The 21,886-nt window shown below is 74.0% G+C and carries 24 protein-coding genes; 6 read left to right on the top strand and 18 right to left on the bottom strand.

From position 1 onward, the window contains the following. Positions 1-135: 135 nt before the first annotated feature. From AYX06_RS02045 to AYX06_RS02065, 5 genes are all read right to left on the bottom strand, one after another. Positions 136-2,625, bottom strand: coding sequence for a PEP/pyruvate-binding domain-containing protein (locus tag AYX06_RS02045; RefSeq protein WP_062733970.1), 2,490 nt, complete (start codon positions 2,623-2,625; stop codon positions 136-138). A gap of 211 nt (positions 2,626-2,836) precedes the next feature. Next, complete coding sequence (locus tag AYX06_RS02050) at positions 2,837-3,277, bottom strand: VOC family protein (RefSeq protein ID WP_062733972.1); 441 nt, start codon at positions 3,275-3,277, stop codon at positions 2,837-2,839. 71 nt (positions 3,278-3,348) lie between these two features. Next, positions 3,349-3,996, bottom strand: a complete 648-nt coding sequence (locus AYX06_RS02055) for a dihydrofolate reductase family protein (protein ID WP_062733974.1) — start codon at positions 3,994-3,996, stop codon at positions 3,349-3,351. A 59-nt stretch (positions 3,997-4,055) separates the two neighbouring features. Then, positions 4,056-4,964, bottom strand: coding sequence for an SPFH domain-containing protein (locus AYX06_RS02060; RefSeq protein WP_062733977.1), 909 nt, complete (start codon positions 4,962-4,964; stop codon positions 4,056-4,058). A gap of 223 nt (positions 4,965-5,187) precedes the next feature. Beyond that, entirely contained in the window at positions 5,188-5,787 is a 600-nt protein-coding gene (locus AYX06_RS02065) for a hypothetical protein (RefSeq protein ID WP_147017728.1), read from the bottom strand. A 279-nt stretch (positions 5,788-6,066) separates the two neighbouring features. Here AYX06_RS02065 and AYX06_RS02070 point away from each other — a divergent pair, with 279 nt between their 5' ends. Next, the gene (locus AYX06_RS02070) at positions 6,067-7,623 is read left to right on the top strand and encodes an LTA synthase family protein (RefSeq protein ID WP_062733983.1); all 1,557 of its coding nucleotides are present in this window, start codon (positions 6,067-6,069) and stop codon (positions 7,621-7,623) included. Positions 7,624-7,661: 38 nt separating this feature from the next. Here AYX06_RS02070 and AYX06_RS02075 read toward each other — a convergent pair whose 3' ends face one another. From AYX06_RS02075 to AYX06_RS20135, 6 genes are all read right to left on the bottom strand, one after another. Continuing rightward, the gene (locus AYX06_RS02075) at positions 7,662-8,240 is read right to left on the bottom strand and encodes a hypothetical protein (protein ID WP_232319371.1); all 579 of its coding nucleotides are present in this window, start codon (positions 8,238-8,240) and stop codon (positions 7,662-7,664) included. 180 nt (positions 8,241-8,420) lie between these two features. After that, on the bottom strand, positions 8,421-8,996 hold the full coding sequence (locus AYX06_RS02080; protein ID WP_062733986.1) for a dihydrofolate reductase family protein: 576 nt from the start codon (positions 8,994-8,996) through the stop codon (positions 8,421-8,423). Between the two features lie 139 nt (positions 8,997-9,135). Beyond that, positions 9,136-9,537, bottom strand: a complete 402-nt coding sequence (locus AYX06_RS02085) for an MmcQ/YjbR family DNA-binding protein (protein ID WP_062733988.1) — start codon at positions 9,535-9,537, stop codon at positions 9,136-9,138. 103 nt (positions 9,538-9,640) lie between these two features. Further along, positions 9,641-11,434, bottom strand: coding sequence for an ABC transporter ATP-binding protein (locus AYX06_RS02090; RefSeq protein WP_062733990.1), 1,794 nt, complete (start codon positions 11,432-11,434; stop codon positions 9,641-9,643). Further along, the gene (locus AYX06_RS02095) at positions 11,427-11,660 is read right to left on the bottom strand and encodes a helix-turn-helix domain-containing protein (RefSeq protein WP_443093567.1); all 234 of its coding nucleotides are present in this window, start codon (positions 11,658-11,660) and stop codon (positions 11,427-11,429) included. Before AYX06_RS02095 ends, AYX06_RS02090 begins: the two co-directional genes overlap by 8 nt. A gap of 240 nt (positions 11,661-11,900) precedes the next feature. Continuing rightward, positions 11,901-12,227: a hypothetical protein gene (locus AYX06_RS20135; RefSeq protein WP_198161413.1), complete on the bottom strand. Its 327-nt coding sequence runs from the start codon at positions 12,225-12,227 to the stop codon at positions 11,901-11,903. A gap of 7 nt (positions 12,228-12,234) precedes the next feature. On the opposite strand from AYX06_RS20135, the gene AYX06_RS20140 reads away from it, so the two are divergent. The 3 genes from AYX06_RS20140 to AYX06_RS02110 are packed head-to-tail and all read left to right on the top strand — an operon-like array spanning position 12,235 to position 14,492. After that, complete coding sequence (locus AYX06_RS20140) at positions 12,235-12,399, top strand: hypothetical protein (protein WP_186815668.1); 165 nt, start codon at positions 12,235-12,237, stop codon at positions 12,397-12,399. Next, entirely contained in the window at positions 12,380-13,585 is a 1,206-nt protein-coding gene (locus tag AYX06_RS02105; protein WP_062733995.1) for a cupin domain-containing protein, read from the top strand. The genes AYX06_RS20140 and AYX06_RS02105 overlap by 20 nt, the downstream gene beginning before the upstream one ends. Positions 13,586-13,595: 10 nt before the next feature. After that, positions 13,596-14,492 (top strand): sucrase ferredoxin, encoded by an 897-nt coding sequence (locus AYX06_RS02110; RefSeq protein WP_062733997.1) that lies wholly within the window; start codon positions 13,596-13,598, stop codon positions 14,490-14,492. 35 nt (positions 14,493-14,527) lie between these two features. Here the strand turns inward: AYX06_RS02110 and AYX06_RS02115 are convergent, their stop codons facing one another. The 4 genes from AYX06_RS02115 to AYX06_RS20705 form a co-directional block, all read right to left on the bottom strand. Beyond that, entirely contained in the window at positions 14,528-15,349 is an 822-nt protein-coding gene (locus AYX06_RS02115; protein WP_186815667.1) for a carbonic anhydrase, read from the bottom strand. A gap of 279 nt (positions 15,350-15,628) precedes the next feature. Beyond that, on the bottom strand, positions 15,629-16,285 hold the full coding sequence (locus tag AYX06_RS02120; protein WP_062734001.1) for an arsenate-mycothiol transferase ArsC: 657 nt from the start codon (positions 16,283-16,285) through the stop codon (positions 15,629-15,631). Positions 16,286-16,440: 155 nt separating this feature from the next. After that, the gene (locus AYX06_RS02125; protein ID WP_062734003.1) at positions 16,441-16,899 is read right to left on the bottom strand and encodes an OsmC family protein; all 459 of its coding nucleotides are present in this window, start codon (positions 16,897-16,899) and stop codon (positions 16,441-16,443) included. Between the two features lie 58 nt (positions 16,900-16,957). After that, complete coding sequence (locus AYX06_RS20705) at positions 16,958-17,482, bottom strand: TetR/AcrR family transcriptional regulator (RefSeq protein ID WP_269148885.1); 525 nt, start codon at positions 17,480-17,482, stop codon at positions 16,958-16,960. A gap of 143 nt (positions 17,483-17,625) precedes the next feature. Here AYX06_RS20705 and AYX06_RS02135 point away from each other — a divergent pair, with 143 nt between their 5' ends. Next, positions 17,626-18,807 carry an MFS transporter gene (locus tag AYX06_RS02135; protein WP_062734007.1) on the top strand — a complete coding sequence of 394 codons (1,182 nt, stop codon included), beginning with the start codon at positions 17,626-17,628 and terminating at the stop codon, positions 18,805-18,807. 51 nt (positions 18,808-18,858) lie between these two features. Here AYX06_RS02135 and AYX06_RS02140 read toward each other — a convergent pair whose 3' ends face one another. Further along, positions 18,859-19,260 (bottom strand): hypothetical protein, encoded by a 402-nt coding sequence (locus AYX06_RS02140; protein WP_147017722.1) that lies wholly within the window; start codon positions 19,258-19,260, stop codon positions 18,859-18,861. Positions 19,261-19,481: 221 nt separating this feature from the next. On the opposite strand from AYX06_RS02140, the gene AYX06_RS02145 reads away from it, so the two are divergent. Continuing rightward, positions 19,482-20,150: a GAP family protein gene (locus AYX06_RS02145; protein ID WP_062736830.1), complete on the top strand. Its 669-nt coding sequence runs from the start codon at positions 19,482-19,484 to the stop codon at positions 20,148-20,150. Between the two features lie 122 nt (positions 20,151-20,272). On the opposite strand, the gene AYX06_RS20835 is transcribed toward AYX06_RS02145, so the two are convergent. Both AYX06_RS20835 and AYX06_RS02150 read right to left on the bottom strand, forming a co-directional pair. Beyond that, positions 20,273-21,100 (bottom strand): alkyl sulfatase C-terminal domain-containing protein, encoded by an 828-nt coding sequence (locus AYX06_RS20835; RefSeq protein WP_330999247.1) that lies wholly within the window; start codon positions 21,098-21,100, stop codon positions 20,273-20,275. Next, complete coding sequence (locus tag AYX06_RS02150) at positions 21,012-21,875, bottom strand: calcium/sodium antiporter (RefSeq protein WP_232319373.1); 864 nt, start codon at positions 21,873-21,875, stop codon at positions 21,012-21,014. Before AYX06_RS02150 ends, AYX06_RS20835 begins: the two co-directional genes overlap by 89 nt. Between the last annotated feature and the right edge of the window lie 11 nt (positions 21,876-21,886).

Consider the following 21,886-nt stretch of genomic DNA (forward strand, 5'->3'; position numbering starts at 1 on the left):
TCAGGCGATGCCCTCCAGGAGGCACCTGCCGGCGTTGGCGGTTCCATGCCGCAGGGACGAGGCACGGCCCCGGCGTCCCGTTCGGGCCGTGCGTGTCGGCCGGCAGCTTCGTGTTCCGCCGGCCGTGCGTCGACCTCACCTCCCGGCACCGTGTCCCGTCCTGGGTTCCGCGGCGTGCAGCCGGATCAGCCCCGTGGCGCCGTCGATGGTGACGGTCTGGCCCTCGGTCAGCCGGGTGGTGGCGTCGGGCACGCAGATGACGGCCGGGATGCCGTACTCGCGGGCCACGGTCGGGCCGTGGGCGATCGTGGAGCCGGTCTCCGTGATGAGCCCGCCGAGGGTCAGGAACAGCGGGGTCCAGCCCGGGTCGGTGGTCGGGGCGACGAGGATGTCCCCGGGCCGCAGCCTCGCCTCGGACGGGTGCTGGACGATCCGCACCGGGCCCGTCGCGACCCCGGTGGCCGCCGGCGCGCCGACCAGCACGTCGGACCCGTGCTCGGCGGCGGCGGCGTCGTCGGGCAGGGCCTGGGGGTTCGTGCCGTCGGACAGCAGCAGGCCGGGGACCTGCCGCCGCCGGACCTCACGGGCGTGCTCCCGACGCCGGCGGGTCACCACCGCGCGCAGGTCCGCGCCGTGCGCGGCGTCGAGGGCCTCGTCCAGGGTCAGGAACATGATGTCCTCCGCCTGCGCCAGCAGGCCGCGCGCGGTGAGCTCGGCCCCCGCGGTGAGCAGCTGCCCGCGCACCTGGGCCAGCGGGGTCAGCCACAGGAACTTGGGCAGCTCGCGCAGTCCGGCCAGCTCTCGGCTGCGGCGCAGCAAGGCGCCGGCGAGCCGGGCCCGCAGCGGCCGGGTCCGCTGCGCGCGGTCGACGAGGTCCGCCAGGGCGGCCTCCGCCTCGTCAGCGGCGCGGGCGAACCGGGCCGGCGGGGCCTGGCCGGGATCGGTCACCTGCAGGTAGCCGGCCAGGGCGGCGAACACGGGGGTGGGGTCGTCGGCCCACCGGGAGGAGCCGACGTCGATCTCGGCGCTGCCGCGCACCCCGTACTCCTCCAGGAACGCCGTCAGGCCGAACTCGGGCAGCTCCCCGCGCAGGAAGCGCGCGGCGAGCTCCTCCGGAGCGGTGCTCAGCAGCAGATCGCCGTGCGGACGGGCCGACTCGGCCACGGACCAGAGCACCAGGTCCATCCGGGTGGTGACGTTGGGGGGCATGCCGCGCAGGGTCGCGTTCAGCTCGCCCGGCCGCAGGAGGCCGCGCAGCAGCCGGCCGGCCGCTCCCTGGGCCAGGAGCGCGGCCCACAGCGGCGGCAGGGAGCGCATCATCGGCCCGGTCATCGTCGCATCCTGCAGGCCGGCTGCGGACCGGATCCGGCTGACCGTGTCCGCCGGTGCGGCCCAGCGCTGCCGGCGGACCCGCTCGAGTTCGCGGAACGCGCGCTCGCGGGCGGCGGCGGGCCGCGCCAGCGCCCGCAGGGCGCCGAGGAGCGAGGCAGGCACGACGGCCAGCAGCAGCCTCGCCGTCGCCCCCGGGGAGAACAGGCGCTGACCGCGACGAGGAGGACGGGGCGCGTAGCGGGGGTCCTCCAGGACGCGCCGCACACCCCGCGCCACGGCCGGACCGTAGACCTGCACCATCGCGGGGACGCGGGCGTGCAGGCGCGGACTGCGGACCAGGCCGGTGAGGTCCATGAAGAGCCGGCCGCCGATGTCGACGAGGAACATGTCGACCACGGCCTCGTCGAGGCCGACGACCTGCAGCCAGCGGCGGGTCGTGGCCCGCAGCACGGACATGCCCATGGGGGTGACCGGGCGCCGCAGGCCCTGCATGTGGCCGACCTCCAGGTAGACCCGCGGGTCGCCCCGCACCGGGTCGGTCCCCGGCGGCAGCGGGAAGAGGGTCGTGATGGCGCGGGACTGCAGCAACCACAGCATGCCCTCCGCGTCGTAGGCGAACTCGATGTCCTGCGGGCTGCCGAGGGCGCGCTGCACCCGCTGCCCGGTCCGCCGGAGTTCGCGCAGCCGGACGGGGGAGAGGCACCCGCGATCCTGGGGCCCGGGGAGCGGGCCGTGCCCGGGCAGGACGTAGTGGTCGGTGTTCATCGTGCCGTCCACGACACCGGTGCCCGGTCCCGGGACGGCGTCGATGACGGTCTCCGTGCGGGTACCGGTCAGCGGGTTGGCGGTGAACATGACACCGGCGGCCGTCGGGACGATCATGCGCTGCACGACGACGGCCATCGCCACGTCGGCGGTCTCCAGCCCCTGCCCGGCCCGGTAGGCGACGGCGCGCTCGCTGTCCACGGAGGCCCAGCACTGCCGGATGGCCGCGAGCAGTGCGTTCCCGCCCTGGACGTCCAGCACGGTGTCCTGCTGACCGGCGAAGCTCGCCCCCGGCAGGTCCTCGGCCGTGGCGCTGGAGCGGACGGCGACGGCTCCACCGCCGAGGCGCTCGTAGGCCGCCAGGACCGCCCGCTCGGGGACGACGCCCGAGCGGTAGGCCTCGGTGGTCAGGCAGAACCCGTCCGGCACGCGCTCGCCCGCGGCGATGAGGGCCCCGAGCCCGGCGGCCTTGCCCCCGACGAGCCCGGTCGTCCCCGGGACGATGTCGGCGAGGTCGATCACGTTCATGGGTTGCCTCTCTGGTGTTCGGGTGCTCACGGGCAGCGGCAGGGCCAGGGGTGTCCGATGCCCCGGTCGCGGCCGGTGATCCGGCCCGGCCGCCGGCAGGTCGACCGCCCCGTGCCCGCAGTCATGTGCGGCTCCGCCCGGCGGTGGCGGTGGCGGACGGGACCGGGTCCCGCCGCCGTTCTCGGCCCTCGCGTCGGTCGGGAGGAGGTGGTCAGCCGAGCTGCTCGGCCAGTGCGACGATGATCCCCGCGGGTCCGCGAACGTAGCAGAGCCGGTAGCTGTCCTGGTACCGCACCACCTCACCGACGAGTTCCCCGCCGCGGGCGCGCAGCTGCGCCACCGTGGCGTCGATGTCGTCGACGACGAACATGATGCTGCGCAGACCCAGGGTGTTCGCGGGGGCGTGCTCCGGCTCGGCGCGGATCGCCGGTGGGGTGTGGAAGGTCGTCAGCTCGAGCCGGCCGCGGCCGTCCGGGTCCCGCAGCATCGCGATGTCGACGCGCACCCCGTCGAGCCCCGCGACACGGTCCACCCACTGGCCCTCGATCGGCGCCTGCCCCTCCAGCTCCATGCCGAGGCCGGTGAAGAACGCGATGGCGGCCTCGAGGTCGTCGACGACGACGCTCACGTGGTCCATCCGCTGGATCGTCATGCTGGTCCTCCTCCGGTTCCGTCGTGATGGTGCGGCCCGTCATGGGTGCCGGTGCCCGGGGGCGGCCCCGGTCAGGGGGCCTTCCGGTCGAAGGTCAGGTGGGTGACCCCGCTGGGCGCCGAGACGACCTCGATCCGGTAGTGCTCCTCCAGGGCTTCCAGCCCGTCCCACACCCGCACGCCACGGCCGAGCACGATCGGCACCAGGACCAGGTGCATGTGGTCGACCAGTCCCGCGGCGAGGAAGTCGCGCACGACGGTGGGGCCCCCTCCGATGCGCACGTCGCGTCCGCCGGCCGCCGCACGGGCGGCCTGGAGGGCCTCGGCCGGTGCGGCGTCGAGGAAGTGGAAGGTGGTGCCGCCCTCCATCTCGATCGAAGGCCGCGGGCGGTGGGTCAGCACGAAGGCCGGCGTGTGGAACGGCGGGTTCGGCCCCCACCACCCCGTCCAGTCGGCGTCGTCCTGCCAGCCCGGTGGGCCGAACTTGCCCGCGCCCATGATCTCGGCGCCGATGTCCGGCTCGTGCTGCTGGGCGAACGCGTCGTCGACGCCGGCGGTGCCGCCCCGGCGTCCCAGGATCGGGGCGCCGAAGCGGGTGGCGACCAGCCACTCGTGCAGCCGCTGGCCGGCGTGGCCCATGGGTGCCTCCGGTGCCTGGTCCGCGCCGGTCGCGAACCCATCCAGGGAGAGGGAGAAGTTGTGGATGCGGGTCCGTGTCATCTGCTCGCTCCGTCTGCTCGCGCCGTCTGCTCGGCGGTGGGTGCGCTCAGGCCGGTGGACTACCGGTTGGTGTTCACCAGGACGTCCGCCGCGTCCGCCCCGAAGCAGGTCCAGGTGGCCGGCAGGGGCCCGTTCTCGTCGACGTTCCAATTGTTGGTGATGGTCAGGCACTCGAGCACGAGATTCTCCGCGGTGACGTTCTTGTTGCGTTCCCGGTCGGCCTCGGCGTCGATCCTGGCCTGCTCGAGGCGGGACTGGGCGCGGTCCACGTTCGCCTCGGCCTCCACCACACGGTTCAGCGCGTCCTGGGCGGTCTGGTCCAGCGCCGCCGGCGGCAGCGCCACGGAGTCCAGCTGCACCCCGTACGGGGACAACCGCTCGGTCAGGGCCGCCTCCACGGCCTCGCGCACCTCCTCGACCTTTCCCTCCGCGCGGGCCTCCGCGGGGGTGTAGGAGGCCAGGACGGTGGCGACCGCTTCCCGGGCCGCCGGCTGGACGAGCATCCCGTCCACGTTCTCGAACTGCCGGTACCGGGACCACAGCTCCTGGGCCTGCTCACCGGTGATGGTCCACTGCACGGTCATGTGCTGGGTCCCGGAGCCACCGCCGGCGAAGGCGATCGGGGCGTCCATCTCCGAGCGCTGCAGCTGGGTGGAGAAGGTCTCGACCTCCGCCCAGGGCGCCTTGACCTGCCACCCGGCCTGCAGAGTGCGGGAGTACCGGCCCAGGCTGGTCTCGATCCCCACCTCCCGGGCCCCGACCCGGGCCAGCGCGGTCCCCGCGGTGACGAGCAGCAGGAGCACCAGGGCGCTGACGGCCGTGACGCCGACCGCCTTGCGCGTGGCGCTGGGGCGGACGTGCTCACCGGTGGCGTCCTTCTGCACCGTTGTCCTCGGCACCGTCGTCCAGGCGACGACCGAGAGCACGAGGACGAGGGCCAGAACGGCGGCCGTGACGATGTAGAGCATGTTTTCCTGTCCCCGATTCCCCAGAGTCCTGCTGTCCCGCCGGCGAGCGCGGTGGTTCACTTCCGTAAACGTTCCCACATCGTGGGGCCGCGGGCAGCCGATCACCGGGGGACGCGGCGCCACACTTCAGGGGACCACCGACACTCGAGGCGGTCGAGGCACTCGGTCCGCACGGGCGTCGTCGACAACCTCTGGACCATCCGGGCGCTGCGATCGCGCGGGGTCACCGACCGGGGGAGCCGGTGATCTTGGTCCGGGTCGGGTGCAGATACGGGTCTCCGAGGTGCCGGCCGGAGAGGCCGGCCAGCTCCTCGCCCTCCGCCCCGGCTGGTGGCTGGAACGCGCCACGCGCGGTGCCGGTGACCTCGACGAGGTCGCCGATCTCGAGGTCGGGCACCGGGTCCTGGCCGCTGACCAGCAGCGGGTCCAGGTCGGGATCCGAGGGGTCGGCGAGTTCGTAGGCCGAGCGGGAGTCGGTCAGGTCACCGACCACGCCGCTGAGCGTGACCCGCTGCCCGGTGCAGGTGCTCAGATCGGCGCGGAAGGCCTCGTCGTAGGCGCCGGCGTACGCGAGGCCGGGCAGCACCGCGGGTGCCGGGGCGGAGGGCGCGGCCGTCCGGGAGGCGCCGGCCTGCCCCGCGGGGGAGCGGCCCCCGGAGGGTGCGCCTCCCGGGTCCGGAGCCTCCGCCGGACCGCATCCGGCCAGCACGCCCACGGACAGGGACAGGGACAGGGACAGGGACAGGGACAGCGTCACCGCGGCGACGCGCGCGGTGGACCGGCGGAACGCGCCTCCGGTCACCACGCTGCGTGAGGGATCCACGACCCACCGCACCTCTCGTTCGAGGGCCTCGTCCTTCCGGCGTCTCTCCGGCCACTCCGTCTCCGACCGCTCGGGGGCCGACGTCCCCGGCTGAGGCCAGAGTAGAGCGGGGCTCGGCGGTGCGCACCTGTGGGCGGAAACGTGTCCGGGGCACATCCGGAGCATGAACGGCTGTTGAACGGGTAACGTATCGGTACTACGTTGTGATGGGCCCGAGAACGGGTTCGACGTCAAGGATGTTCGGTGGAAACACGCGCATCTGGAACGCGAGGTGTTGCGATGACAGCCCGGATTCCCCCCGTGATCCGAGGGGGCAGCGTCGTCGCGGGACGCCTTCTGGTCTACGTGCTGATCTGGGCGGGGCTCGCGCTGCTCATCGCCGCCGCCGGGATCCGGTTCTACTGGGGCGAGATCACCGTGGGCCAGATGCTCCTGAACCTCGTCTCCGTGGAGCTCGACGGCGGAGGCGGCCCCATCGTCTGGATGGGCATCCTGGGGGTCGGCGTCGTACCCCTGCTCCTCACCGCCGGGATCGCCCTGTGGCAGCACGTCCGGCGCCGCAGACGCCGGCACCAGGGCGGGGACATGCGGCCTCGGCGCCCCCGGTGGATCGTGCGCGTCGTCCCCACCGTCCTGGTGGCAGGAGTGGTCGTCGGCGGCAGCACGGCCTTCGCCACCACGGTGGGCGTGGGGGACTACCTCAGGGCGGGGAACTCCGCCTACGACCTCCGCGACTACTACGTGGAGCCGGCGGTCACCAGCAGCGAGCACAAGCGCAACCTGGTGCTGATCTACCTCGAGTCCGGGGAGGCCACCCTCGCGGACGACCAGCTCTTCGAGAAGGACGCGTTCGCTCCGCTGCAGGAGGTCACCCGGGCCTCGGACGGATGGCAGAGCGTGAAGGATCTCCAGCAGTACGAGGGCGGAGGCTGGACGATGGCCGGTCTCACGGCCACGCAGTGCGGCGTGCCGCTGAAGGGCCTCGGCTCCGCCGCGGACAGCGGCGCCCTCAACGAGCTCGGCGGCGACGTCGGCACCTATCTGGGCGGGACCACCTGCCTGGGCGACATCCTCGGCGAGCACGGCTACACCAGCGTCTTCCTGGGCGGTGCCAACGCCTCCTTCGCCGCCAAGGACGCCTTCCTGGGCACCCACGGCTACTCCGAGGTGAAGGACCTCTCCGACTGGCGCGCCGCCGGGGAACCGGAGGAGAACTTCCGCGGCGACTGGGGCCTGAGCGACGGACGCCTCATGGCGCACGCCAAGGACGAGGTCGACGCGCTGCACGCCGAGGCGGAGCGGACCGGGCGGCCGTTCAACCTCTCGGTCCTGACGCTGGACACGCACGAGCCGGTGCACATCTTCGACTACTGCACCGTGGACACGGAGAACGTGGTCACCTCCGCGTTCTTCTGCTCCATGACCCAGGTGGCCGGCTTCGTGGCGCACCTGGAGGAGAGGGGCTACCTCGAGGACACCGCCGTGGTGATCATGGGCGACCACCTCAAGCACATGAGCGCCGGCGACGCCTTCCACGAGCAGCTGGACCACCACGACAACCGCACCATCTTCAACCGGGTCTGGGTGCCCGGGGGGAACCGGAACGGCGAGCTGCGCCCCCGCGTGGACCAGCTGAGCATGTACCCCACGATCCTGGAGGCCGCCGGCCTGGGGCTGAGGGACAACGCGGCCGGGCTGGGCGTGTCCGCCTTCACCACGGACGTCCCGGAGGGCTCGGCGCAGGCCATGGAGCCGGAGCTGTACACCGAGCTGCTGGCATCGCGGTCCTCGCAGTTCTACGCGGAGGCCTGGTCCGGCGGGGACGCCGCCCGGTAGCCCTGTCCGTGTGCTGCGCGCCGCGGCCGGCGCGTCCTTCACCGGCCGGACACCGCTCCGGGGGCCGACGGGGTGCAGCCCGGAGGCTCCGAGTTGCCGCTGACGGTGAAGTCCGCACAGGTGAGGAACGCGGCGTGGTGGACCCCCAGCAGGTAGGAGGCCACGGCGATGGACAGCACCAGGGCGATCACCAGGACGCGTCGGGCCGGGGAGAGGAGGCCCTCCCCGAAGTCGGGCCACATGATCCGCGCCAGCACCCACATCGTCGCCGGAAGTCCCAGCACGGCCACGGTGTCGCCCAGGGCGCCGGTCAGCGCGTCGAGGACGCCCCCGTCGTCCTCGACGGTGAGGGCGAGGACCAGCCACACCGAGGGGAGCATCAGGGCGGCCGCTCGGCGTTTGCGGTTCTGCTCTCCGTGGCGCCGGAACAGCACGATCAGCAGGGCCGCTGTGGCGGCGGCCCAGACCGTCAGCTTCTGCTCGAAGAAGAACCATCCCCACGCACCGAGGGTGAAGGCGGGCCACCACACGGCCACGCACATGCCCACGGTGACCACGCCGGTGGCCCGCGCGGCCGTGCTGGGGTCGGGGTGCTTCTCGCCCTCGGGCATCGGCATCAACCCAGCGGTCCCGAGGGGCGCGGTGCCGCAGCGGCCTGGGCGCCGCGCAGCACGCGATGGGGCGCGGGAACCGCGGCGGCGCCGGTCCCGGCCCGGCTGCTTGCGGTGCGGGGTCGGCGACCGGCTCCCGCGCCGGAGGCGAAGGTGCGGCCGGGGTCCCGTCGCGCGCCCGTGCCGCTATCCGGTGTGCCGGGGGCGGTCGACGTCATAGGTGAGCTGCACCATGCCGTTGTCGAAGCGTCGCTGCCGCACGAGACGCAGGTCCAGCGACAGCCCGTCCGGGAAGACCGGGGTGCCGCCTCCGACAGTGACCGGGCACAGCAGGAGTTCGACCACGTCGACCACGCCCAGCAGCAGGGCGGTCCCGGCCAGGGTGGGGCCCTCGACCGTGAGGTCCCCGGGCGCCGCGGACCTCGCGCGCTCGACCGCCTCGGCGGTGAACTCGCGCTCGAGCCGGGTGCGCTCGGTCCAGGTCCGGTCGAGGGAGGAGGAGAAGACCACCTTGTCGGCCCGCTTCCACGTGTCCGCGAAGTGGGCCGACTGCGGGGACCACGTCGGGGCCGTGGGGTCGGTCTCCCACACGGCCATGGTCTCGTACATGCGGCGCCCGTAGAGGTAGGTGCTCACCGGGGCCAGGTCGGCGGTCAGGGCCGCGACGACGGCTTCGTCGGGCACCGCCCAGGAGAAGTCGCCCTGGGCGTCGGAATTGTAGCCGTCCAGCGAGGAGGCCACGGAGTAGATCACTTTCCCCATGGCTGCACTCAACTCGACCGGGGCGCTCCGGCGCAAGAGGCGGTGTGCGCCCACCATCCTCGTCGGGCGGCGACCCCTGCGCCCGGGGCCCGCCCGGAACGGGGCGCCAGGAGCGTCGGAGGATCCGTGCGGTCGGGAGTCAGCCGGTCCCCGTCGTCGGCCGCGGTCCGGTGCCGGTGTGCCGCAGGACGGGGCGCTCGGCCCGGGGGAGGCCGTCGACGACGAGCTCGTAGGCGTTGAGCACCAGTTCCGCCACGAGGTCGCGGGTGATCCCGGGGCCGGCGGCGAGGGAGATCCAGTGCTGCTTGTTCATGTGGTAGCCGGGCGTGATCGTGGGGAACTCCTGGCGCAGCGCCGCCGCGTGCGGGGGCTCGCACTTGAGCGTCACGATCGGCTCGCCGGGTGCTTCGGTGGTCATCAGGAAGACCTTGCCCGCGACCTTGAAGACGTCGTGCTCGGGGCCGAAGGGACAGGTGCGGGACACCGCCGGCAACCCGGCGGCGACCTGCATGGCGACCTCTTGAAGCTGCGTTCCGTCCACGGTCCGTCTCCTTCCGGGGCCACCGCCTCCCGGTGACCGCCTGCTCCACCGGATCTCGTGACCAGTATCCCCGGCGCCGTCGCGAGGACGCGCCGGCGTCTCGTCAGACCAGCAGCTGATGACGGGCGAGCTCGCGGTAGAGCCCCGAGGCGCTCAGCAGTTCCTCGTGGGTGCCGGTGGCGGTCACCCGGCCGCGGTCGAGCACGACGATCTGATCGGCCCCCACGACGGTCGACAGACGGTGGGCCACGATGAGCACCGTGCGCCCGGCCGCGGCGGAGCGGATGGCGGCGTGGAGGGCCTGCTCGTTGCGGGAGTCCAGGCTGGCGGTGGGCTCGTCGAGCAGCAGCAGCGGCGTGTCCGCCAGCAGGGAGCGGGCGATGGCCAGGCGCTGACGCTCACCGCCGGAGAGGCCGGCGCCGTCGTCGCCGACGGGTGCGTCCAGGCCCTCGGGATGCTCCTGGAGGCGCGCCAGCAGATTGACCGCGTCCAGCACCTCCCGGCAGGAGGCCTCGTCGGCCTCGGGGGCGGCGAGCAGCAGGTTCTCCCGGACGGTGCCGGCCAGCACGGGAGCGTCCTGCTCGACGTAGCCGATCCGGGACCGCAGTTCGGCCCGGGGCATGGCGCGCAGATCGGTGCCGTCGAGGCGGATCGACCCGTGGTCGGGATCGTGGAAGCGCTCGATGAGGGCCAGCAGCGTGGACTTGCCGCCCCCCGACGGCCCGACGATCGCGGTGGTCGATCCGGCGGGGACCGTGAAGCTGAGCTGGTCGAGCACCGGCCGGCCCGGGCGGTAGGAGAAGGTGACCCGGTCGAAGGAGACCTCCACCGGGCGCCCTCGCCGTCCCGGGCCCGCCGTGGCAGCCGCGGCCTCGGGCGTGTCGTCCGCCCGCCCGGGAGCGCTGTCCTCCGCGTCCTCGCGCGGCAGCTCCAGGATCTCCTGGATGCGGCCCAGGGCGCCCAGGGCGGCGCGGACGGTGGTGATGGCGGAGAAGAACTGCCCCAGCGGCATGACCATCATGAACAGGAAGAGGATGAAGGTCACCAGATCGGCGACGGCGAGCGCGCCGGAGGCCACACGGTAGCCGCCCACGCCCAGCACGGCGAGGAAGGAGCCCTGGACGGCGAGCCCGCTGATCGGCCAGAGCACCGCGCCGACCCCGGCGACGCGCACCCCGTAGTCGTAGGCCGAGACCGCCTCGGTCTCGAGCCGGGCCACCTCCCGGTCGGTGGCCCCGCTGGCGCGGATGGTGCGCACCGCCGACACGGCACGCTCCACGCCGGCGGCCAGGCGGCCCACGGCTTCCTGGGCCGCGCGGGTGAGGACCTGGATCCGTGCCGAGGCGATCACGACGGCCAGCACGGCGACCAGGACGACGCCGAGGGTGATGCCGAGCAGCAGCGGATCCAGCAGTGCCATCCCGATCAGCGCACCGGCGAACACCAGCGACCCGCCCAGGGCGTCCACGAGTCCACCGGTCAGCGCGGCCCGCACCATGGTGGTGTCCGAGCCGACGCGGGAGACCAGGTCGCCGGTCCGGCGGGCGTCGTGCTCGCGCACCGGCAGGCGCAGGAGCTGGCCCACCAGGCGCCGCCGGGCGGTGAGCACCACGCCCTCGGCGGTGCGTTCGAGCAGGTACTGCTGTGCCGCACCCACCAGACCGGCGCCGAGCACCAGCAGGACCAGCACCAGCACCACCGGCGCCGCCGACCGGTCGGTGCTGATGGATCTGATGACCTGGTTGACGACCACCGGTTGCGCGAGGCTCAGACCCGCCCCCAGGACGGACAGCACGAGCACCACACCCAGGACGCCGCGGTGCTCCGTGAGGTAGCCGACCAGGTCCCGCAGGCGGCCGCGGGGGCCCGCTGCGTCGGCGGCGGTCGGGTCAGCCACGCTCGAACCTCGAGCCGCCGTACTTGCGGTGCACCGCCTGCCGGCTCACGCCCAGAGCCGCGGCGATCTGCGCCCACGACGCTCCCCGTGCACGGGCCCGGCGCACCGCCACCGCCTCCTTCTGGGAGAGCTGCCGGTGCAGTTCGGCCGTGGCCCTCAGCGCCTGCAGCGGGTCGTCGTCCTCCGCCTGGACCACCAGCGCGCTCATCGGCACCTCGTCCATCATCGCCGCACCTCCTGCGCGTCAACGTACGATGACACAGGACAGGTGTCAATGTTCATTGACACGGCGCACCGGTGCCGGCTCGAGGAGTGGTGCGCCGGTGGGGCCGGGCTGTTCCCACCCGGAAGCTGTCTCGATAGGGTGAGCGCGGGTCGATGCTGAGGGATCGCCCCGCGTGGCGATCGGGCGCCGGTACCGGAGCCCGATCCTGTTCATTCGAATCTGGGAGGAAGCATGTCTGATTCACAGCAGGATCCGAACCAGCAGGAAGGCCCGGCCGACGGCGGAGCGGCCGGCGCCCCGGGCATTCACGACGGCGGCGCCGACGGCGGTGCCGAGGGTCCCGCCGACGGCGGCGCGGCCGGCGTGCCGGGCGTCCACGACGGCGGTGCCGACGGGGGCGCTGACGGGGGCGCTGACGGGGGCGCTGACGGGGGCGCTGACGGGGGCGCTGACGGGGGCGCTGACGGGGGCGCTGACGGAGGCGCTGACGGAGGCGCTGACGGAGGCGCTGACGGAGGCGCGGACGGCCCGGCCGACGGCGGTGCGGCCGGTGTCCCGGGCGTCCACGACGGCGGTGCCGACGGTGGCGCTGACGGGGGCGCTGACGGCGGAGCTGACGGCGGAGCTGACGGCGGTGCCGATGGTGGAGCCGACGGTGGAGCTGACGGCGGCGCTGACGGTGGAGCTGACGGTGGAGCCGACGCACGAGGCGTCTGAGCATGAGCGGCACCCGCACTGATGCGCAGGACCCCGGCGCCACGGACGGCGCCGGGGTCCTGGAGACGCGCCTGATCGACATCGGACGGGAGGAGTTCGCCCGCGAGGTCTGGGGACGCACAGCGCTGCTCACCCGCAGCGTCGGGGACTTCTCGGATCTGTTCTCCGCCGCAGCCGTCGACGAACTCATTGCACGGCGCGGACTGCGCACGCCCTTCCTGCGCGTCGCCAAGGACGGCTCCACGTTCCCCGACTCGTCGTTCACCTCGTCCGCCGGTGTCGGCGCAACCGTTCCCGACCAGCTCGACGACACCGCGCTCTGGCGCAGCTTCGCCGACGGGGCCACGCTCGTCCTGCAGGCCCTGCACCGCACGTGGGAGCCGGTCTCCGAGTTCACCACCCGGCTGAGCACCGAGCTGGGGCATCCGGTGCAGGCCAACGCCTACGTCACCCCGCCGCAGAACCGGGGGTTCGACGATCACTACGACGTCCACGACGTCTTCGTGCTGCAGATCGCCGGCACCAAGCGCTGGATCATCCACGAACCCGTCCACCCGGACCCGCTGCGTGACCAGCCCTGGACCGTCCACCGCGCCGCCGTCGCCGAGGCCGCGCGGGGCACGGCCCGGATCGACACCGTGCTCGAGCCCGGCGACGCCCTCTATCTGCCGCGGGGCTGGCTGCACGCCGCCCAGGCGCAGCAGGAGGTCTCCATCCACCTCACGCTCGGGATCCACAGCTGGACCCGCCACGCCCTGGCCGAGCAGCTGGCCCAGGCGGCCCTGGCACTGCTGGCCGACGAGCCCGAGATGCGCACGACGCTGCCGCTGGGCGTCGACGGTCCCGGCGGGGAGGTCGACGCCGTCCGCGAGCGGCTGGCCGCGGCCGTCGCCGCGGCGGACACCACGGCGCTGTTCCACCGCGCCCGGAGGGGGCAGGGGCGTCCCGCCCCGCTGGGCCCGCTGGCCCAGCTGACGGCCGTCGAGGGCCTGCGCACCGACTCCCCGGTGCGGCTCCGGGAGGCGCTGGCCGCCCGGCTGGAGGGCTCCCGCCTGACCACGCGCGTGGGCTGGCTCGACTTCCCGGAGTCCGATGTGCCCGCCGTCGTGCGCCTGCTCGACGGGGAGGTGCACACCGCGGAGGACCTCGGCGTCGAGCTCGTCGCGCGACTGCTGCGCGCGGGCGTCCTCGTTCCCGCCGACCGGTGACGTCGCCGCAGTGACCGCCGCGGAGCGCTTCTCCTGCGCCGAGGCCGCCCGGGGCCGCGGGGACCCGATGGCGGGCACGGCGCCGCGCGGCTTCGTGTGGGTCCTCATCGAGCACCGGGGCGGGTGGCCGGTCAACGGCTTCGACGGACTCGACCTGGAGCCGGGGACCAAGGCGCTCGTGTTCGCTGCCGCGCAGGCGGTGCGGGCCCGGGTGCTGCTGGTCAGGCGGCACGGCCGCCGCAGCGAGGAGGAGACCCGCCGGTGGGCCGTGCTGCGCCACGGGCCCGACGGCGCCGGTCGTCAGCAGTGGGGCACGTGGGACCGGGACGAGGATCTGGCGGAAATCGCCACAGCCCTCAGCACCCCCGGGCAGCTCGGCCACCCGCCGGTCGTGCTGGTCTGCGCCCACGGCCAGCACGACCCCTGCTGCGCCGTGCACGGGCGGCCCGTGGCGCGGGCCCTGAGCGAGCACTGGCCGGAGCTGGTGTGGGAGTGCGCGCACGTCGGCGGGGACAGGTTCGCCGGCAACGTCGTGATCGCCCCCGACGGCGTCTACTACGGCGGTCTCGACGCCGAGTCCTCCGTCGACGTGATCGGTGAGCACCTGGCCGGGCGGGTGCACGCGGAGCACCTGCGCGGCTACACGGATCTCACGCCGCCCCAGCAGGCCGCTGTCGCGGCCGCCCTCGGGCACTTCGGTCCGGCGGGCCGCACGGACTACACGGTGGCCGAGACGTCCCGCCACGGCGACCGCTGGCGGATCCGCCTCGTCGGCCGCCCGCCGCACCCAGGCCGGGTCGATGTCGAGCTGCAGGCCCATCACGCCCCGCCGTGCCGGCTGACCTGTCGCGGACCGGCGACGAGCTCGGCCGTCGTCTACGAGCTCACCGCGATCCGCGGCGCGTGAGCGAGGAGGGCGCCGGAGTCGTCATCCGCTGCGGATCACTGGTCGACCTCGCTGACCTCCCGGTCGTTCAGGGGCTGCACCGGACGGTTGTTCTCGGCGTGCGCGGAGCGCAGCGCGCCGATCTGGGCGGCACCCAGCTCGACGGGGTTCTGCAGCAGCAGCCAGCGCACGTCCTCGCTGCACGGGGGAGTGGTGAGGCTTCCGCCGTACACGTAGTGGTCCAGGGACTCGGGGAGCAAGGAGGTGAGCGTCAGCCCTTCCACGGCCGGCGAGTCCTGCTCCGCCGAGGCGGGGACCGCGTCGGCGACGGACGACCACGCGGCGTTGTGCTGCCCCTCGGCGGCCAGCACGCCGACGACGGCGAGGTCGCCGTCCTCGGACCGGTGCACGAAGTGGAACTCCGCGGCGTAGTTGACGCCGTCGACCGTGTGCTCGGAAGGTGCGTGGTAGTGCATCTGCTGGAAGGTGTACTCGGTCCCGTCGACCGTGATGCTCTGCGGCGAGAGGGCGTGGAGCTCGACCGTGTGCCCGGTGTCGCGGGCCTGGAAGTCGGCGGGCGTGTAGTCGATTTCGATCGGCGAGGAGGACAGGACCGGGTCGCCGGGGACGTCGATCGGGGACTGAGCCGTTCCGGTGCTGCAGGTCGTGAACTCGTCGGCGAGCTCCCCCCAGTGCTGCGGGCCGGTGTCCCCCTCGTAGGACCACTGCGCGGGGGCCTGCTCCGGTGCGCTCGGCGCAGCCGAGGCCGCGGGCGGAGCATCGGGAGCGGCAGTGTCCGCGCAACCGGTGAGGGTCGTCAGCAGCACGGCGCTCGAGCCGACGACGGACGTCCTGGTGGGCCATGAGGTGCTGCGCATCCCAGCCTTTCGGTTCGGTGGCGGGCGGAGCGTCTGCTCAGCCCGGAGGACGGTTCGGCGATGCTCGTGCTCGCGGTGGCCGGTCGCCGTGGGGGCGGGACGGTCCGGCGCTGTCGCATGCAAAAGCATGTTGAATCCCGTCCACACTACCGTGCGGGCGGGACGCGCCCGCCGTCGTCCTCGGCCGTGATCCCTCGGCTGTCGTCCCTCGGGGCGCCCGCCGGTGCGCGCCGCCCGGATTCCTGGCGGTTCGGGGCCGGCGGTGTCACCGCGGCCGTGTCAGTCGCGGATGGACCGCCACAGGGACCGGACCTTCTCGTCGACCTCGGCCACCAGCGCCTCCAGGTCCTCCGGGTTGCCGGAGACGGTGCGGTCCACGCCCCAGTCCTGGTACTCCGTGCCCGGGTAGACGGGCACCGCGTCGGCGGTGCCGAAGGTGATGACGTGGCCGGCCGCTCGCACGACGTCGTCGGTCAGCGGTTTCGGATAGACCTGGCCGAGTTCGAGCCCGCGCGCGGCCAGGGCCCGCAGGGCCTGCGGGTCCACGGCCGCGCCCGGGGCGGTGCCGGCCGAGCGCACCACCGCGGCGTCCCCGGCGTAGTGGGCCAGCAGGGCCGCGGCGATCTGTGCCCGGCCGGTGTCATGACGACCGACGAAGAGCACCTGCGGGGGCCCCGGGCGGCCCCGGGAGTGGGCGAGGGCGGCCAGCCGGTCCGCGGCGAAGTGCCCGGCCAGCGCCGCCAGGTGGGTGCGCACCCGGGCGGTGCGGGACAGGGCGGTGTAGGACTCGAAGACCACCCGCTCCACCACCTCCGGGGAGAGCACCCCGGCGTACCGGGCCGCCAGCCGCTCCGCCGTGCGTTCCAGCACGCGGGTGTCCAGGGGCTGGACCGCATCGGCCCGGTCACCCTCCGGAGTGTTCACGGTATCGCTCATGCCAGTTCCCCCCGGCCCGACAGGTACATCGCGCTGACACACCTATGCTGGCGATCTCCGGCGACGGGCAGATGACCGTCCGGTGAACAGCGGGGGAGTACTTCGCTTCTCCGGATCCGCCCGGCCACCCGCCGGGAACTCGCCCTGGTGGTCGCCTACCGGGCGTCGTCCGCCCGGCAGTCGACGCTGACGTCGTGGCCGACGGCGGCTCCGTGCTCGACCGTCCGCGAGACCGTGCAGTACTTGTCGTGGGAGAGGCTCACGAGGCGCTCGACCATGCCGGCGGCCTTGCGCCCGGCGGCGTCGTCGGGGAAGGCGACGCGGAAGGACAGGTGCAGGTCCTCCAGGCGGTTCCCGCCCTGCTCGTCCACGATCTGCCGCCCCGAGGCCTCGACCCGGAACTGCGAGGGCTCCGCGCTGCGCGCGGTGGCGGTGTCCACCGCAACGGCGGAGCACCCGGCGAGGGCGGCCAGGAGCAGTTCCACCGGGGACAGCAGATCCTCGCCCTGGCCGAAGTCGACCTGGGCCCCCGCGGCGTTGCGGGCGGTGTAGCGGCCGGTGGAGGTCCGGGCCAGCTCGACGGTGCGTGGGGTGGGGTCCTGGGATGCGCTCATGGACCCATGATGCCGACCCCGGACGGTCCCGTCCGGCACCGGAGGCCGCGCGCGCGGATCAGCCCCGCGAATAGGCCTCGGCCGCGGAGCGGGCCAGGCGGCGGCCGACCTCGATCGGGGACGCGGGGCGGCCGCGCAACAGTGCGGCCAGAGCTCCGCCGTAGGCCACCAGCACCTCGTCGGCCAGGTCCTGGGCACGCGCCCCGGCGAGGGGGCGGGACAGCTGCAGGAGCCGCTCGGCGAGCAGGGCGGTGTCGGCGACCAGGACCTCGGTGATCTCGTCGGGCGCGTCCGGCAGCTCGGTGGCCGCGGCCAGGAAGGCGCACCAGCGTGCCGGCCGGTGCCGGCCACCCCGGTAGTCGGCCAGCGCGTCGAACACCGCCAGCAGCCGCGCCATGTCGTCGCCGGCCGTGACGATGTGCTGGTCCCAGACCGCCCGCCAGTCCGCCAGCCGGTTCCGCAGGGCCTCGGCGACCAGTGCGTCCTTGCTGCCGAAGTGCGCATAGAGGGTGGCCGCGGAGACCTCCGCCTCGCGCAGCAGTTCGTCGACGGGCGTGGCCCGGATGCCACGGTCGAACAGCACGCGGTCGGCCGCCCGGAGCAGCCGGTCGCGCGCAGGAAGTTTCTAAGCGGTGGTCACCCTTCCAGTGTAGGGACCATGTTCCAGAACGATCGTTGTGGTGTACCGTAACGAGCGTTCTGATAATGCGATTCCCAGGAGGAGCGATGCGAGCTCTGCTGCTCAGCGGAATGGCGCTGATCGCGGCGACCTACGGGCTGGCCCGCTTCGGCTACGGGCTCTTCCTTCCCCGGTTCACCGAGGCCTTCCAGATGGGGTCGGCCGTCTCCGGGCTCGTCCAGGCCGGCAGCTTCCTCTCCTTCTGCCTCGCCGCGGTCCTGGCCTCACGTCTGGCCGCCCGCCCGCGGCTGGTCGTGGTGTGCGCCGGGACGACGGCCGCGCTGGGCTCGGCGGGGGTCGCCGTCGCCCCCACCGTGGTCGTCCTCGCCGCGAGCGTGGTGCTGGCCGGCACCGGCGCCGGCTTCGCCACCCCGGGCCTGGTCACGCTCATCGAGCGCAACCTCGCCCCAGCACGCCAGGAGAGCGCCCAGACGGTCGTCAACGCCGGCACCGGGGCGGGCATCGTCGCCGCGGGCATCCTCATGCTGCTCACGACCGAGCAGTGGCGCCTGGGCTGGGCGGCCATGGCCACCATGGTGGTCCTCGCCACCGTCGCCACCCTGAGGGCCGACGAGTCCGCCCACCGGGCCCAGGCTCCGGAACCGGCGCCACGGGTGCGCGCCCGGGACCTGGCGTCCCTGGCCCGGCCCGTTGCCGCGGCCGCGCTGGCCGGCGCCTCGAGTGCCGCGATCTGGACCTTCGGGCGCACGGTCATGGCTATCTCCCGCACGGGCGAGGAGGCGTACTCCATCGCCGGGTGGATGGTCCTGGGGGCCTTCGGGGTGCTGGGCGCCGCCGCCGGGAGGATCGTGCAGGTCTGGAGTCTGCGGACGGCGTGGAACGTGACCGTGGTGGCCATGGCCGTCTCGACGGTCGTCCTGGGGGTGGCGCCGGGGTCGCCCCTGGCCGCGTACGTCTCCGTGGCCGTGTTCGGGGCCGGCTACACCGCACTGTGCGGCGTCCTCATCCTCTGGGCCACCCGTGTGGTCCCGGAGCGTGCCTCCGCGGGCACCGCCGCGCTGTTCATCGCCCTGGCCGTCGGCCAGGCGGTCGGCTCGGTCCTGCTGGGGGTCCTCATGGGCTCCACCACGCCCGCCCTCACCTTCGCGGTCGCCGGCCTCATCGGCGTCCTCGCCGTCGTCCCGGCCGTGCGCCACCGGCCGCGAAACACGTCATCCGGCCGCACGGGGGCGCCGAGCCGAACGGGCATCGGGGAGACGCGCGACTGAACAGGAGGAGGTGCGGCATCCCCTGCGCGGATCACGACGACGCGCAGGACCTCAGTTGGGGGTGCCGGTGGAGCGCTGGACCAGGTGCACGCGGAAGGACTGCTCGACCGGGTCGTGGACGACGTCGGGCAGGAGCGCGAGGTAGGACCCGCGCAGATTGCCGATCATCTGGGTGGTGCTGCGGTCGTCGAGCAGCGGGCCGCTCGTGGGGAGGGCCTTTCCGCTGCCGTCGGTGATTCCCGCCAGGTAGAGGCCGTCCTCGACGTCGTCGCAGAGCAGCAGCAGCTCCCGTGCCTGCGGATACCGGGTCCGGACCCGGACGGTCAGCTCCTGCAGGGCCGCAGCAGTGAGCTCGAAGCGGGCGAGCTGGAAGTTGCGCCGGGCGGTCTCGAACCGCGGGGTCGAGGTGGTCGGGCCCTGCAGGTCCGGGGGAGAGGTGGGGGCGTTCCTCATGCATCCGAGGCTATCGCCGGGCTCTGACAAGGCCTGGTGGTCCACGGCGACGACGACGGCGCGGCGGCGGCGACCGCCGGTGACGGCGGCCGATGCGGTCACGGTGGCCGTGCGTCATCGAGGCGTCACCCTGGGCGGGTGATCACCTGGGGGCCGGGGGACCGGAGCATGATGGAGTGGGATGCGCCCCCGAGGACACCCCCGGGGGTCAGGAGGTGGCCGTGCTGGCAGCAACAGGGGCAAGCCTGCCGATCGCGGTGGGCCTGCTCGCCGCGTCCATGCCCGTCGCCGTGCTCGTGCTGATGCTCGTCACCGGCGGGCGGCGGGGCGCGGTCGCCGGGTTCCTGTTCGGGTGGGTCGCCGGGATCGGGGCGGTCGGCGCTCTCACCCTCGCGGTCATCGACACGAGCCTGCCCCGTGACGATCCCGCGCCCTGGGCCGGGGTCGTGCGCATCGTGCTCGGCGTGACCCTGCTCCTGCTGGGCGTCAAGCAGTGGCGGAGCCGGTCCCGGGCGGACGCGGAGCCGGGCCGGTTCATGACGGCCGTCGACACCATGACCGCCTCACGCGCCGTGCTCGTGGCCTTCCTGCTGGTCGCGGTCAACCCGAAGAACGCCGTGCTGGTCGTCTCGGGGGCGGCCGCGATCGGGACCGCCACGGCCTCGGTGGCGCGCCAGGTGGCCGCACTGGCGCTGTTCACGGTGGTGGCCAGTCTCGGGGTGGCCGCACCGGTGCTGCTCCGTGTGGCGCTGGGGGAGCGGGCCGACCCGGTCCTGGCGGCCGCGAAGGCGTGGATGACCGCCAACAGCGCCCTGGTGATGACCGTCGTGCTGGTGGTGATCGGCGCGATCCTGCTCGGCAACGGCCTCAGCGGGCTGCGTTCCGGCTGAGGGAGTCGCCCGCGAAGCGTCGGTGCCTCCGCACGGGCCGGGACGGCGCCGGCGGCGTGCCCTCCCCGGCCCGGGGCGACCGCGTCCCTGATCCCCTCCGCCCGGGGAGCCGGGGCCGGTCCTCACGGGGTGACGATGGCGAACCCCGGATCGGGGGCCTCGAGCGCGGCCAGCAGCCGCCCGACGGCGCCGACGTCGCCGTCGACCACGACGCCCGCGGCGGTGAGTGCGGCCGGGTCCGCGACGGTGCCGGCGATGCGCGGCAGGGCCGCGGCGGGCAGGTGCAGGACCGCGTCGGCGCGGGCCCCCGGCGCGGCGACCGTGTGGGTGAGCACGCCGTTGCGCAGCTCCAGCCGGTACCGGGCGCCGGTGTCGGTGAGGTCGAGCTCCAGGACGAGGTGCTCGTGCCAGCAGCGTGGGCCGTCGACGCGCACGGCGAGCGCGTCGAAGAGCTGGTCGGGGGTGAGCTGGGCCAGCACGTCGGCCCCGACGGTGCTTGCCGGGGTGCCGCCGGTGCCGTGGCGCAGCTCGTGCGCGCCGGAGAGATGGCGCAGCGCCAGGTGCCGTTCTCCGCGCCGTAGCCGAGCTGCTCGTAGGTGTCGGCGAGCCGGTCGAGCGGCCGGCGCCCGCGGCGCCGGCCCAGCTCGTGGGCGGACACCGCCACCAGGGTCAGCACGAGCAGGGGCAGCACGAACGACACCGGCACGGCGGTGAAACCCTCCAGGGCATCGTGCTCGGCGGCCTCCAGCACCACGTACCCGGAGTAGACCAGGTACAGGAGCAGGAACAGGCCGCCCTCCTACCGGGCCACGGCGAATCCGGTGAACGCGATGGGCAGCAGCGCCACCGCGGCCGCGAGCATCACCGGGATGTCCAGGGCCACCGCCGCCGCCGGCACGGGCAGTCCGCCGGCGAACAGCATCGCCGGCACCCGAGCACCAGCCCGAGATTCAGCAGGCAGCTGCCCACCACGTTGCCCACGGCGAGGTCCCGTTGCCCGCGGCGCACCGCGATGACCGAGGTTGCCAGCTCGGGCAGGGACGTCCCCACCGCGACCACCGTGAGTCCGATGACGAGGCCGCTGACCCCCAGGGCCGCGGCGATGCTGACCGCTCCGTCGACGAGGACCGTGGCCCCGACCACCAGCAGACCGACCCCCACCGCGACCAGGGTCAGCGAGAGGACGACCGAGGCCCCCGGCGCCGGCCCGGCTGCCGGGTCGGCGGGCGGCCGGTCCGTCGGCGGGCCGTGCGGGGCTGCGGGCGATGCGGCGTCCCGGCGACCGAGCAGCACGGTCAGCACACCGTGGACGACCACCGCCGCGAACAGGAGTGCACCGTCCACGCCGTCGACCCGGCCGTCCAGGGCGACGAGCAGCAGGGCCGCGGACACCAGCACCAGCAGGGGCAGGTCGAAGCGCAGGAGCTGAAGGGTGACCGCCAGCGGTGCCAGCAGGGCGCTCATCCCCAGCACGAGCAGCACGTTGGCGATGCTGCTGCCCACCACGTTGCCCGGCGCCAGTCCCGGTTCCCCGCCCAGGACCGAGCTGACGGTCACGGTCAGCTCGGGGGCCGAGGTGGCGAAGGAGACCACGGTCAGCCCGATGACCAGGGCCGAGAGGCCCACGCGGGCGGCCAGCGCGGAGGCCCCGCGCACCAGCAGTTCCCCGCCCGAGACCAGCAGCGCCATTGCCACCACGATGCGACCCACGTCCAGGACCGTCATGGACGCCAGTC

Source organism: Kocuria turfanensis (assembly GCF_001580365.1).
Lineage (GTDB): Bacteria > Actinomycetota > Actinomycetes > Actinomycetales > Micrococcaceae > Kocuria > Kocuria turfanensis.